Source organism: Oceanisphaera psychrotolerans, from assembly GCF_001870485.1.
GTDB classification, from domain to species: domain Bacteria; phylum Pseudomonadota; class Gammaproteobacteria; order Enterobacterales; family Aeromonadaceae; genus Oceanimonas; species Oceanimonas psychrotolerans.
On the sequence record NZ_MDKE01000070.1, the window covers coordinates 1 to 13535 of the forward strand.

At 62.3% G+C, this 13535-nt stretch carries 13 protein-coding genes; 9 read left to right on the forward strand and 4 right to left on the reverse strand.

The window, feature by feature from the left end; translation table 11 throughout:
- Positions 1-57: 57 nt before the first annotated feature.
- Genes BFR47_RS16835 through BFR47_RS16850 form a run of 4 tightly spaced genes read right to left on the reverse strand, consistent with a single transcriptional unit; the run spans position 58 to position 4046 of the window.
- The gene (locus BFR47_RS16835) at positions 58-1089 is read right to left on the reverse strand and encodes an AbrB family transcriptional regulator (protein WP_071474147.1); all 1032 of its coding nucleotides are present in this window, start codon (positions 1087-1089) and stop codon (positions 58-60) included.
- Positions 1086-2609: a tripartite tricarboxylate transporter permease gene (locus tag BFR47_RS16840; protein WP_071474148.1), complete on the reverse strand. Its 1524-nt coding sequence runs from the start codon at positions 2607-2609 to the stop codon at positions 1086-1088. Before BFR47_RS16840 ends, BFR47_RS16835 begins: the two co-directional genes overlap by 4 nt.
- A 4-nt stretch (positions 2610-2613) precedes the next feature.
- On the reverse strand, positions 2614-3048 hold the full coding sequence (locus BFR47_RS16845; RefSeq protein WP_071474149.1) for a tripartite tricarboxylate transporter TctB family protein: 435 nt from the start codon (positions 3046-3048) through the stop codon (positions 2614-2616).
- A gap of 11 nt (positions 3049-3059) precedes the next feature.
- Entirely contained in the window at positions 3060-4046 is a 987-nt protein-coding gene (locus tag BFR47_RS16850; RefSeq protein ID WP_071474150.1) for a Bug family tripartite tricarboxylate transporter substrate binding protein, read from the reverse strand.
- Positions 4047-4170: 124 nt separating this feature from the next.
- Here BFR47_RS16850 and BFR47_RS16855 point away from each other — a divergent pair, with 124 nt between their 5' ends.
- The 9 genes from BFR47_RS16855 to BFR47_RS16885 all read left to right on the forward strand — a co-directional run bounded on the left by BFR47_RS16855 (position 4171) and on the right by BFR47_RS16885 (position 13534).
- On the forward strand, positions 4171-4842 hold the full coding sequence (locus tag BFR47_RS16855) for a response regulator transcription factor (protein WP_071474151.1): 672 nt from the start codon (positions 4171-4173) through the stop codon (positions 4840-4842).
- A complete protein-coding gene (locus BFR47_RS16860) occupies positions 4839-6248 on the forward strand; it encodes a sensor histidine kinase (RefSeq protein WP_071474152.1) in 1410 nt (469 codons plus the stop codon). The genes BFR47_RS16855 and BFR47_RS16860 overlap by 4 nt, the downstream gene beginning before the upstream one ends.
- Positions 6245-7321 carry an ABC transporter substrate-binding protein gene (locus BFR47_RS16865; protein WP_071474153.1) on the forward strand — a complete coding sequence of 359 codons (1077 nt, stop codon included), beginning with the start codon at positions 6245-6247 and terminating at the stop codon, positions 7319-7321. Before BFR47_RS16860 ends, BFR47_RS16865 begins: the two co-directional genes overlap by 4 nt.
- A gap of 168 nt (positions 7322-7489) precedes the next feature.
- Positions 7490-7672, forward strand: coding sequence for a hypothetical protein (locus BFR47_RS18885; protein WP_245748979.1), 183 nt, complete (start codon positions 7490-7492; stop codon positions 7670-7672).
- Positions 7618-10101: a nitrate reductase gene (locus BFR47_RS16870; protein ID WP_245748980.1), complete on the forward strand. Its 2484-nt coding sequence runs from the start codon at positions 7618-7620 to the stop codon at positions 10099-10101. The genes BFR47_RS18885 and BFR47_RS16870 overlap by 55 nt, the downstream gene beginning before the upstream one ends.
- On the forward strand, positions 10098-10217 hold the full coding sequence (locus tag BFR47_RS19505; RefSeq protein WP_281245989.1) for an SAM-dependent methyltransferase: 120 nt from the start codon (positions 10098-10100) through the stop codon (positions 10215-10217). The genes BFR47_RS16870 and BFR47_RS19505 overlap by 4 nt, the downstream gene beginning before the upstream one ends.
- 41 nt (positions 10218-10258) lie before the next feature.
- On the forward strand, positions 10259-10867 hold the full coding sequence (cobA, locus tag BFR47_RS16875) for a uroporphyrinogen-III C-methyltransferase (protein ID WP_281245990.1): 609 nt from the start codon (positions 10259-10261) through the stop codon (positions 10865-10867).
- Between the two features lie 322 nt (positions 10868-11189).
- A complete protein-coding gene (locus tag BFR47_RS16880; protein ID WP_245748981.1) occupies positions 11190-12536 on the forward strand; it encodes a CmpA/NrtA family ABC transporter substrate-binding protein in 1347 nt (448 codons plus the stop codon).
- Between the two features lie 29 nt (positions 12537-12565).
- Entirely contained in the window at positions 12566-13534 is a 969-nt protein-coding gene (locus BFR47_RS16885; RefSeq protein WP_245748982.1) for an ABC transporter permease, read from the forward strand.
- Position 13535: the final 1 nt, after the last annotated feature.

Genomic DNA, 13535 nt, shown 5'->3' on the forward strand with positions numbered 1-13535 from the left:
TACGTCGCCCATTTTCCCCGCCTCAAGCCATGCACACGAAAGGGGAATGGCTTGGCATCACGCCTTCCCTTTTTCGTCCTCGGTCGACTCGCCGCTGCCGGCCTGCCGCATCAGCCAGCCGGCGCTGGCACTGAGCACCAGGATACGCAGCACATGGTGGAAGATGACCCAGGAAGGCTCCAGCCCGGTCACCAGCGCCAGATAGATCATGGCCTCCACCGCGCCCGGGGCATAGGCCAGCCACACCTGAAACACCGGTATCTCCAGCCACCAGGCTACCGCCCCCGCCCAGATCAATGACACCACCGAACTGGACAGGCTGATCAGGATGCCGATCAGCAGCAGATAGCCCATTTCCCGGGCCGGCAATGGCTTGAGCCGGCTGCCGACCAGCCCCCCCAGCAGTATCATGCTGATCGGAATAATGCCCGTTGCCGGTACCGAGGCGCCGCCCTGCCAGGCCGCATAACCGCACGCGGTCAGTACCCCGGACAGAATATAGCTGGCCGGCAGCCGCAGCCGGTCGCCCAGGTATCCCGCCCCGTATGCCATCAGGATCAGCAGTACGCTGACCGGCAGTGACAGCTCCCGTACCACCGGCGTATCGACCGCCGGCACCCATTCCAGCAGCATGGCGGCACTCACCGTGGCCACCAGGGCAATCACCCGTACCGTTTGCGACAGTATCACCCGAATCGGATTTTCCAGCCGGGTGGCCAGTGCCGCCATCACCGACAAGGCTCCAGGCGAGGCCGCCAGCATGGCCTCCTGCTGCGACCAGCCAATGCGGCGCAGCAGATACTGGGTCAGCGGGATCTGGGTAGCCAGACACAGCAAAAGCCCCGTGACGCTGAACAACAGCGAAACGGGGCCGGGGAAATCAAGCTCCAGGCGCAGGCCGACGGCCACGCCCAGAGCCGCCTGAATGGGAGACAGCAGGGCCTTGGGAAGGTGTACCTCCACCCCCAGCGCGGCTGACAGGGCCACCAGCAGCATGGCTCCCAGCAGCCAGTCGGACGGAAAACCGGCCCAGTGGGCCAGTCCTCCTCCCGCCGCACCCAGCGCACAGGTACGGAGCCAGGCCATCATGCCTGCGCCGCCTCCTGCTTCAGCAAGGCTTCACGGCGACGCTTGCGTCGGCCCATCACCCAGGGCAGTACCAGCACCAGGATGCTGAAGCCCCACAGGCTCAGGGTCACACCGTTGTTGAACAGTATGCTCCAGTCACCGGCACTGATTGACAGTGCCCGGCGCAGGTTGTCTTCCAGTACCTCACCCAGCACCAGACCGAGGATCACCGGCGCCAGCGAGAAATCCAGCTTGCGCAGGATAAAGCCGAATACGCCCAGCACTATCATGAAGAACAGATCGAAGCTGGCCCCGTGGATCGAGTAGATGCCCACGAAGGTCAGCATCACGATCACCGGCACCAGGTAGGCCTGACGCACGCTCAGCATGCGCACGAAGATACCGACCAGCGGCAGGTTCATCACCAGCAGGGCGATGTTACCCACGAACATGGAGGCGATCAGACCCCAGGCGATATCCGGCTTCTGGCTGAACAGCAAGGGACCCGGCGTTACATCAAACAGCAACAGGGCGCCGAGCAGAATGGCGGTGGTGCCGGAGCCCGGGATACCCAGGGTCAGCATCGGTACCATGGAACCCACAGCCGCCGAGTTGTTGGCCGCCTCGGGAGCGGCGAGGCCACGCACGTCGCCTTGCCCGAACTCATTGTTTTCACCGGCCATGCGCTTTTCGGTACCATAGGCCACGGCACTCGCCACCGAGGCACCGGTGCCGGGCAGCACGCCGATCACGAAGCCAATCAGGGTGGAACGCAGCACCGTCCAGCGCACCGCCACCAGATCTGCCGCCTTGACGAACGACTTGCTCACCTTGTCTATTTTGGTGTTACCGCTGTAGTGATGCTCCACCAGCAACAGAATTTCGCTGATGGCGAACATGCCGATCACCACCACCAGAAAGTCGACGCCATCAAACAGGCTGGTCAGACCGAAGGTGAAACGCAGTACACCGGTGCCCGAGTCGACACCGACGGTGGCCAGCGCCAGACCGATGACGGCACCAATCACGGTTTTTACCGGACGCGAGCCGACCATGGAGGCCAGACAGCACAGGGCGAACACCATCAACGCCACGAACTCGGCCGGGCCGAAGGTCACCGCCAGCTTGGTCAGCATGGGAGTAAAGATGACCAGCAGGATCAGCGCGCCGATGGAGCCGGCAAAAGACGACACCGCCGACAGCGCCAGCGCCCGGCCACCCTCGCCCCGTTTGGCCATGGGATAACCATCCAGCGTGGTCATGATGGCACCCGCATCTCCGGGCACGTTGAGCAGTATGCTCGAGATACGACCGCCGTATTCGGCGCCGTAATAGACTCCGGCCAGCAATATGATGGCCGACGCCGGCTCCAGACCCATCGAGTAGGCCAGCGGCAACAAGATGGCGATGCCGTTGATCGGCCCTATGCCCGGCAGGGCGCCCATCAGGGTACCGAAAAAACAGCCCGCCAGTACCAGCGCCAGGTTCATCGGCGTCAGGGCGACGGCAAAGCCTTCGGCCAGGCTAGAAAAGACATCCATACTATTAACCTCCAAACACGGCGCCAACCGGCACATTCAGTTCCAGCACCCGACTCAGCAGTACATAACCTACACCACCAAGGACGGAGGAATAAAGCGCGGCCTTACCCCAGCCCAGCCCGAAGAGCCGGGCAAAGACGGTACCGACCAGCACGGTGGATATCATGAAACCCAGTACTTCAAAGCTCCAGGCATACACCAGCAGCCCCAGTACCACCAGCAGGTGACGGCCGAACATGCTGCGGCCGTACTTCTCCTTCAGGCGATCGGGTTTGACCGCCAGCCAGGCCGTGCATCCAAACAGCAGCACCGCCAGGATCAGGGGAATGGCCTTGGGGCCCACGGGTTCATATTGAAAGGGTACCTCGAGTTGCCAGGCGGCAGCCCCCAGGGCCACCGCCGCCAACATCAGTACCAGAGAAAAAACACGATCTGCCATGCGGCCACCTCTTACTTGAGCAGTCCCATCTCGCGGGACAGGTTCTGGAATTTCTCGACCTCGGCCTTGATGTAGGCCTCAAACTCATCACCGGCCATCGACAGCGGGAACAGGCCCTGATTGTTGCGCACCTGGGTAAAGGCATCGGTCTGATACAGATCATTGAACTGCTCTACCCAGTAGTTGTAGGCATCGTCAGACGCCTCCGGCGCCATGTAGAAGCCGCGCATGATGGGCCATTCCATATCGAAGCCCTGTTCCGTTGCAGTGGGGATAGCCGCAAAGTCGCCCTCCAGCCGTTCCGGTGACAACACCGCCAGTACCCGCACTATGCCCGCGTCCAGCTGGCCCTTGATCTCGGACACATCGCCCGGGTACACCTGAATATGGTTACCCAGCACCGCCGCCAGCGCATCGCCACCGCCCTCGTAGGCCACATAACGCATGGTGCGCGGGTCCAGCCCCAGGCTGCGATAGAGGAAAGCCGCCTTCATCCAGTCCTGACTGCCCACGGTGCCGCCAGCACCGAATACCAGGCTGGGGTTGGACTTGATCTCGTCCGCCAGCTCCTGCAGGCTGTTCCAGGGCGCATCGGCCTTGACGATGATGGCGCCATAGTCGGTACCGACGGCACCAATCCAGCGGGCATCATCCACATCCAGATCCTTGCCAAACTTGCTCAGCGCCAGGTTGAGGGAAGAGCCGGAGCTGAACGCCACCACGGCGTTGTCGTCGGTACGACGGTTGCTGTTCATGTGGGTATAGGCCACGGCACCCACGCCGCCGGGCATGAAGGTGACCCGCATCGGCTCTTTCAGCAGGCCGGACTTGTCCAGGCTGGAGGTCAGGATGCGACAAGTCAGATCGAAACCGCCGCCCGGCTTGGCGGGAGCGATACATTCCGGTTTATTGGGAGTAAACTCGGCATGGGCAGAGCCGGCGCCCATTACCAGCAGACCAGCACCCAGAACAGCATGAACCAGAGGGGTTGATTTCATCTTGTTATCTCCTTGAGGACAATTCCATGTTTTTGTGTTCTTTGTGTGAACACGTTGTTAACGTCAAGCATGCTACCCCTCAAAGCTGTCACCAAGCTGTCACCGACCAACAGAGGAATAAATCGTGCGCATTCTTGTGATAGAAGACACCATGGTGCTGGGTGAAGCCATCGCCGACCGGTTGCAGAAGCTGGGTCACGGCACCGACCTTATCGGTAACGGCCGTCAGGCTGCCGACTGGCTGCGCCACCAGCGGGTCGATCTGATCATCCTGGATCTCAACCTGCCCGGCCTCGGCGGCGAAGGGGTGCTGGCCGAGCTGCGCCAGCGCAAGACCGATACTCCGGTGCTGATCCTCACCGCCCGGAATCAGATAAATGATCGCATCAAGCTGCTGGATCTGGGCGCCGACGATTACCTGACCAAGCCCTTCGACTTCGGCGAGCTGGAAGCCCGGGTGCGAGCCCTGTTGCGACGCAAGCAGGGCTATGCCTCCAATATCAGCGAACACGGCAACCTGGTGTTCAACCGCGACGCCAAAACGGTCACCATCGACGGACAGCCCTGCCCGCTGGTCAATCGGGAATTTCGTCTGCTGGAGATTTTTCTGAGCGGTCTGGAGCGGGTGATGAGCAAGGAAGAGCTGACCGAAAAACTGTTCAATGCCGATGAAACCCCGTCCGCCAATGCCATCGAACTTTATGTTGCCCGCCTGCGCAAGAAGCTGGCCGGCAGCTCGCTCCAGATACAGACGCTGCGCGGCCTCGGCTATGTCGCCCGGGTCATGCAGCCGTGAACAAGGCCCCGGGCCATCATCCGGCCCTGCGTCGGCGCCTGCTGCTGCTCAGCGGCACCGTGCTCGTCGGCCTGGCGTTATTGGCGATGGGGCTGATGATCTCCTACAGCCAGAAAACCGCCGATCGCAGCTACGACATCATGCTCAACAGCGCCACCCTGCAGATGGCCAATGCGGTGCGCCACACCGAGCAGGGGGTGGTCGTGGATATTCCGGTTTCCGCCTTCGCCACCCTGGCGCTGGCGCCACAGGACCGCGTCTTCTACCGGATCAGCATCAACGGGACTTTCCTGACCGGCTATCGGTCGTTGCCAGCGCCGCCGCCCCGCTCCCCCTCACAACGGCAACTGACCCTGCAACAGCCGGACTTCTTCGATGCCGAATTTGACGGCGAGCCCGTTCGGATCGCCCGACTGATCCGGCTGAATACCGAACGGCTGCCGCATGATGAAATCCAGATCGAGCTGGCCCAGACCCGGCTGGCCCGCCAGCAACTCGCCGACGAGATTCTGTATCCCGCCCTGGAGCTGATTTTCGGCTTGTTGCTGTGCGCCCTGCTGCTGCTGTGGCTCGGTATCTATTACGCCCTGCGCCCCTTTACCCTGATCGCCCGGGCGCTGGCCCGGCGACGACCCCGGGATCTGACACCCCTGTCACTGCCGGTGCCCAGCGAGACCCTGCCGCTGCTGAATACCATCAATCATTTCATTGCCCGTCAGCAGCAGATGCTGACCCGGCTGGAGGACAACACCTCGGTCGCCGCCCACCAGCTGCGCACGCCCCTCGCCAGCCTGCGCGCCCTGAGCGAGAACGCCCGGGACGAACAGGATGCCGGCAAACAACGTACACTGCTGCACGGTCTGATAGCGCAATGCGATCAACTGGCGCTCACCGTCGATCACCTGTTGAATCAGGCAATGCTGGACCATCGTTTTCACAGCCAGGAGCTGATACCGGTAGAGCTGAATGCCCTGGTCAGAGAGGTCTGCCTGCTGCTGGCGGTGCCGGCCCTGCAACGGCGGGTGGCGCTGTCCTTCGAGGCCGCGGATACGCCCTTGTGGATACAGGGAGACGAGGTTGCCCTGACCCAGATGCTGAACAACCTGATCGATAATGCCGTGGCCCACTCTCCTCCCGACAGCCAGGTGGAAATATTGCTGCGCCAGTCACCCGAGCCGACCATCCTTATCCGGGATCGGGGGCCGGGTATCCCCATGACCGAGAAGGAAAAGGTATTCGAGCGTTTCTACCGGGGCCACAGCGGCCGCTATCGGGGCAGTGGTCTGGGCATGGCCATCGCCCGGGATGTGGCGGAGCACCACGGCGCCCGCATCCTGCTGCAGGACAACGAGCCCGGCGGCTTGCAGGTCGAGATCCACTTTGAGTCCCACCGGAGCCGCTCATGATACTGCCACGTCTGCTCACACCTGTACTGAGCCTGTTGCTTCTGGTCCTGCCTGTGCAGGCGGCGCAGGAATTCCTGCTGCCGGCGCAGGCAAGCTCGCAGCGACAGCTGGTGATTTACAGTGCCACCGATTATCGCCATCTGGAACCGCTGCTGCTGCAGTTCCAGCAGGCGCATCCCCAGCTGAGCATCCGGCTGGTGGATCTGAATACCCGGGAATTGCATGACCGTTTTCTGACCGAAGGCCCCGACTCGCCGGCGGATCTGCTGATTAGCTCGGCCATGGATCTGCAGCTCAAGCTGGTCAACGACGGCCACGCCCGCCCCTATCGTTCGAGCCGTACCCTGGCGCTGCCCAGCCAGGTTCACTGGCGCCATGAACTGTTCGCCTTTACCTTCGAGCCGGTGCTGACGGTCTTCAACCGGACCCTGCTCGGCCCGCACTCCGTGCCCCGCAGCCGGCAGGAACTGCTCACACTGCTGCGCCGGGATCCCGCCCGCTTTGCCGGCCGCATCACCACCTACGATATCACCACCAGCGGCGTCGGCTATCTACTGGCCAGCCAGGACAGTCAGCAGGGGCTGATGTACGGCCGCCTGCTGGAGGCCTTCGGCAGCCTCGCCGTTCGCCTCGACGACACCAGCAACGGTATGCTGGACAGTCTGGCTCAGGGCCGGATGGCCATCGGCTATAACCTGCTCGGCTCCTATGTTTCCTCGGCACTGGCGCGTTACCCGCAGCTGGAGGCACTGGCGCCCGAAGACTATACCCTGATGCTGATGCGGCTGGCACTGATCCCCAACTCGGCGCCGCATCCCACCGCAGCCGGCGACCTGCTCGATTTCATGCTGTCGGCCCGCGGTCAGGCGCTGCTCGCCCAAAGCGGTCTGCATCCGCTGCTGGAGCCAGACTCGGGTGACGTCAGGCTGGCGGTGCAGGCTCAGGGCCCGATCACCCTCATTCCCCTGTCGCCGGCGTTGCTGCCGCTGCAGGATCGGCTCGCCAGCAAGCACTTCATCGAGACCTGGTCCCACTCCATTATGGCGCCGCCCGAGCGTGCCGCCCCACCTTGAACCACCACGGTCGGGGTTCCGTCTGCTTGCACCATCATGCCTCTTTATGCCTTATTATTGTGCAGGCGGCTGCCTCCGCATGAATATGAATAACTGATTAATAACAAAAAAACGCTAATGGCACAGGCCTTGCTTGATAGATGTAACGCATTTAATCACGGGGCCATTATGACAGCTTCAATCCACACTACCTGCCCTTACTGTGGCGTTGGCTGCGGCGTCAAGATCGACAGCAGGGTGCGGTCACCGGAGATACCCTGCACCCGGCCAACCAGGGTGCGCTCTGTGTCAAGGGCATGGCACTGGGAGAGAGTCAGACGTTGCCCAACCGCCTGCTCTATCCCCGGGTAGACGACAGGCAACTGGACTGGCCCGAGGCCATTGCTGCCGTCGCCGCCGGTTTCAGCAGGATTATCGAGCAGCATGGTCCCCAGGCCGTGGCCTTCTATGGTTCGGGTCAGATGCTGACCGAAGACTATTATGTAGCCAACAAGCTGATGAAGGGCTTTATCGGCTCCGCCAACATCGACACCAATTCCCGTCTGTGCATGTCCTCCGCCGTCGCCGCCCATCAAAGAGCCTTTGGCGAAGACGCCGTGCCCGCCTGTTATGAAGATATCGACGAGGCCGAGCTGGTGGTGCTGGTCGGTGCCAACAGTGCATGGACCCACCCGGTACTGTTTCGTCGACTGGAGCAGGCCAGAGCCGCCAATCCCCATCAGCAGTGGATAGTGATAGACCCCCGGGGCACCGCCACCAGCCAGCAGGCGGATCTGCATCTGCAGATAACCCCCGGCTCGGATCTGATGCTGTTCAACGGCCTCGCACGCCGCATCCTGGACAGCACCTGCCTGGACCACTCTTTTATAGCGCAGCGTGTCTCCGGCTTTGCCGAACTGAGTCTGGCGTTGAGTGGTCCCGAATATACGACCGACAAGGTCGCCGACGCCACCGGCCTGAGTGTCGCCGAGCTGGACCGTTTCTATCGGCTCTTCCTCGAACACCCGAAAACCCTGACCCTGTTCTGCATGGGTATCAACCAGTCGGAACGCGGCACCGACAACGCCAATGCCATCATCAACTGCCACCTGCTGACCGGGCGTATCGGCAAGCCGGGAGCGGCGCCCTTTTCCCTCACCGGCCAGCCCAACGCCATGGGCGGCCGGGAAGTCGGCGGCCTGGCCAACCAGCTGGCGGCCCACATGGACTTCGCCCCCGCCAACCGGGACAGGGTGGCCCGCTTCTGGCAAACCGACAACCTGGCCCCGGGTCCGGGCCTGAAGGCCATGGAGATGATAGACGCCCTCGAACGGGGTGAGATCAAGGCGCTGTGGGTCATGGGCTCCAACCCGGCGGTGTCCCTGCCCGACAGCGCCCGTGCCCGCCGCGCCCTGGAAAAGTGCGAATTGCTGGTGGTGTCGGATATCAGCCCGAACACCGATACCGCCCGGCTGGCCAGGGTCCTGCTGCCCGCCGCCGGCTGGGGTGAAAAAGACGGCACCGTTACCAACTCGGCCCGTACCCTCTCCCGTCAGCGTCCGTTCAAGCCGGCGCCCGGCGCCGCGAAGCCCGACTGGTGGGCCATCTGTCAGGTAGCCAGGGCCATGGGCTTTGAACAGGCATTCGATTTCGACTCGCCCGCCGCCATTTTCCGCGAGCACGCGGCCCTGTCCGGCTTCGAGAACGATGGCGAGCGACTGTTCGATATTTCGGCCCTGAGCCGCCTGAGCGACGAGCAATATCAACTGATGACACCACGCAGCTGGCCCCTGACGGGCCAGCTGTCGGGCCCGGCCCGGCTGTTTGTCGATGGCCGCTTCTCTACTCCGGACGGCAAGGCGCACCTGCACCCGGCTCATCCCCGGGAGTCAGCTGCACAGGCCACAACCCAGCTACTACTCAATACCGGCCGACTGCGGGATCAGTGGCATACCATGAGCCGCACCGGCCATGTAGCAAGGTTGATGGCCACAGCCAGTGAACCCCAGGCGCAGATACACCCGGATACCCTGACCCGGGCCGGCCTCGACAAGGCATTGCTGATCCAGCTGCATAACGAGCGTGGCCATACCCTGTTGCGGGTGGTCGCCGATGACAGCATCACCCCCGGCCAGGTATTCGTGCCCATGCACTGGAGTGGTGAGTTCAGCTCGGGCGGAAGGGTCAACGATCTGGTCGGCGCCCGTGGCTGCCCCACCTCGGGTCAGCCGGCCTTCAAGCAGAACCGGGTGCAGGTCGCCGCGGTACGTCATCAATGGCAGGCGAGCTGGATAGGCCTGGATGCTCCCCGTTGGCTGCCGGAATGGTGGAGTCGACGCCCGCTGGAGGCTGGTGAATGCTGGAGCCTGATCGATTCACAGACCTCGATGAACGAGGCCAGGACCGCCCTGACCAGCGAAGGCAGTTGGCTGGACTGGCCCCTGCCCCAGGGCCGGCTGCTGGTCGGACTGGATGCAGGCAAGATCGAGCACCTGTTGCTGCTCGGCCAGTCCCCCTGGCAGATTAACCCCGAACCACTGGCTTCCCTGCTGGGCAGCACCCTGCAACCCAGCCTGTTGCTCGGCCAATTGAGCCAGGCTCTGGCCGGCAACGGGCGACTGGTATGCAGCTGCTGGAGCGTAACCGAAGAGCGTATCCGCGAGGCCATCGCCGATGGCGTCGAGCAGCTTGACGAATTGCAGCAGCAACTGAAATGCGGCACCCGCTGCGGCTCCTGCGTACCCGAATTGAAGCAGTTGATGGCAGCCTGTCAGGAGCAGCCTCAAGGAGAAAAATCATGAATCAGAACATGCATGTCACCCTGGTGGGCGCCGGCCCCGGCGATCCCGAACTGTTGACTATCAAGGCCCTGCGGGCAATGGAACGAGCCGATGTGGTGTCTACGACAGCCTGGTAAGCCCGGAAATACTGGCGCTGATCCCCGGCGGGGTCAAGCGGCTGGAAATGGGCAAGCGTTGCGGCAAGGCCAGTGCACTGCAACAGGATATCTGCGCCGTATTGGTGCGCCTGGCCAGGAGCGGCAAACAGGTGGTGCGACTCAAGGGGGGCGATCCCTTTATCTTTGGCCGCGGTGGCGAAGAAGCCCTCTACCTGCAGCAACATCAGATCCCGTTCAGCGTGGTGCCCGGCATCACCGCCGCCCTGGGCTGTGCCGCCTCCAGCCTGATCCCGCTCACTCACAGAGGGCTGTCCCGGGCCGTGACCCTGGTGACCGGCCACCTGCAAAAAGGCGGCGAATTCAGGGGCTGGTCCGCCCTGGCCCAGGCCGGCCAGACCCTGGTGTTCTACATGGGCCTGGAGCAGGCCGACGTGATCCAGCAGCAGTTACTGGCAGAAGGCTGCCCTTCCCAACTGCCGGTGGCATTGATCGAATCGGGCACGACCCGGGCTCAACAGCTGTGCATCACCGCACTGGGACAACTGTCGGAAACCGCCGCCGGCCTGACGCCATCGGGCCCGGTACTGATGGTGATCGGCGAAGTGGTCGGCCTGCGAGCCGAACTGACCGCCACCCTGAATAGCCTGGACACTCTGGCTGTAGCCTAATCCCCTGTTTTACCGGCCTGAAGACAGGCCTTTCCTTCTGACGCGTCTCCATACTCTGCCATTTGGCTGACTCCCATGTACTGCATGGGAGTTTTTTTTTTTTGCTGGCGGGTACTGGTAAGTAATAGTGCAACCCTGCCTTATCTTGGTGAAACAGGAATATTTCCAGGGCCTTTAACGTTACAAAAAAAACAAAAATCACCAACAATCAATAACATAAAATTTGGCACGCATCTTGATACCCCTTAACAAGAAGTTCGCTCGGAGCGACTCAAAGTTCTCCAGCCGCGACACAGGATTTCAAATGACAGGGAGTATCAAGATGAAATTATGGCAAAAGACAGTCCTGGCCGGGGCGCTGAGCCTCGGCCTGACATCCCAGGCCACAGCCGAGAGCAATATCGGTCCGGCAGAAAAAGACGAGCTGACCCTCGGCTTTATCAAGCTCACCGATATGGCCCCGCTGGCCATCGCCTACGAGAAAGGATTTTTCGAGGATGAAGGCCTGTATGTCACCCTCGAAGCCCAGGCCAACTGGAAAGTACTGCTGGATCGGGTCATTTCCGGAGAACTGGACGGCGCCCATATGCTGGCCGGCCAGCCGATTGGCGCGGCCCTCGGTATCGGTACCCAGGCCGAGCTGGTCACCGCCTTCAGCATGGATTTGAACGGCAATGCCATCACCGTATCCAACACCTTGTGGGACAAGATGAAGCCCCACCTCGAGCTGGACGAGGCCGGCAAGCCGGTACACCCTATTTCCGCCTCGGCACTCAAACCGGCCCTGACGGAATATCAGCAGGCCGGCAAGCCGCTGCAAATGGGCACGGTATTCCCGGTATCCAGCCATAACTACGAACTGAGATACTGGCTCGCCGCCGGCGGCATCCACCCCGGTCTCTACGCCCCGCACAAGGGCGACAACAGCGGCCTGCTGCAGGCCGATGTACTGTTGTCGGTGACCCCGCCACCGCAGATGCCCGCCACCATGGAGGCAGGTACCATTGACGGTTACAGCGTGGGTGAGCCCTGGAACCAGCAGGCCGTGCTCAAGAAAATCGGCGTGCCGGTGATCACCAACCACGACATCTGGCCCTATAACCCGGAGAAGGTCTTTGCGGTCAGCAAGGACTGGAGTGACGCCAACCCCAACACCCATCTCCGCCTGGTCAAGGCGCTGTTGCGCGCCGCCCACTGGCTGGATGCGGACGACAACGGCAACCGCGAGGAAGCGGTCGGCATCCTGTCCCAGTCCTACTACGTGGGTGCCGACAAGAAGGTGATTGCCGCCAGCATGACCGGTTCCTTCGAGTACGAGCCGGGGGATGTGCGTCAGGCACCGGACTTCAACGTCTTCTTCCGTCATAACGCCACCTATCCCTACTACAGCGATGCCATCTGGTTCATGACCCAGATGCGCCGCTGGGGTCAGATCCCCCAGGCCCAGAGCGATGACTGGTATCTGGAGCAAGCCAAGCGGGTCTATCGCCCGGATATCTACACCCAGGCCGCCAAGGCGCTGATCGCCGAAGGCAAGTTGTCTGCCGACGACTTCCCCGGGCTGGACAGCCGCGACGCTTCCGCCCCGTCACCAGCGACTTTATCGATGGCAAGACCTATGACGGTCGCAGCCCCAACGCCTACATCGACCAGTTTGCCATCGGCCTGACCGGCGATAGCCAGCTCTAAGGAGGCATCATGATGAACAGTATCACCCTACCCCGACTGACCGCCTTGTTCTCACTGCGCCAGCTGTCCAGGACCCTGATCCCCCTGCTGGGCATCACCGGATTCCTGCTGATGTGGCACCTGCTGGCGGCGCAGGTCACCACTTCCCTCGGTACCCTGCCCGGCCCGGTGCAAACCGGGCAGCAATTTTCCAATCTGGTGCAGGAGCATCAGGCCGAGCGCGACCGTGAGCGGGCCTTCTACGACCGGCAGATCGCCCGTAACCTGGCCATCAAGGCCGAGAACCCCGACGCCAAGGTACGGGTGCGGAGCTTCACCGGTCGCCCCACCTTCTTCGATCAGATCGTTACCAGCCTGAAAACGGTCGCCGCCGGCTTTGTGCTGGCCATGGCCATCGCCATCCCGGCCGGTATCGCCCTGGGGCTGAACGGAAAGCTGTATCAGGCGATGAACCCGGTGGTGCAGTTGCTCAAGCCGGTATCCCCCCTGGCCTGGCTGCCACTGGTGACCATAGTGGTGAGCGCCCTCTATGTGTCCCCCGAGCCCTTGGTATCCAAGTCATTCCTGATCTCTCTGGTCACCGTCACCCTGTGCAGCCTGTGGCCGATGCTGATCAACACCGCCGTGGGAGTGGCCAACATGGACAAGGACCTGATCAACGTCAGCAAGATGCTGCGCCTGTCGAGCCTGACCCACGTGCGCCAGATTGTGCTGCCCAGCGCCATTCCGATGATCTTTACCGGCATGCGCCTGTCTCTGGGGGTGGCCTGGATGGTCCTGATCGCCGCCGAGATGCTGGCCCAGAACCCGGGCCTCGGCAAATTCGTATGGGATGAATTCCAGAACGGCAGCAGCGACTCCATGGCCCGCATCATGGTCGCGGTCGTGGTGATAGGCCTGATCGGCTACCTGCTCGACCGCCTGATGCTGGCATTGCAGCAACAACTGTCCTGGGACAAGAGCAGCGCCAGCCGCTAAG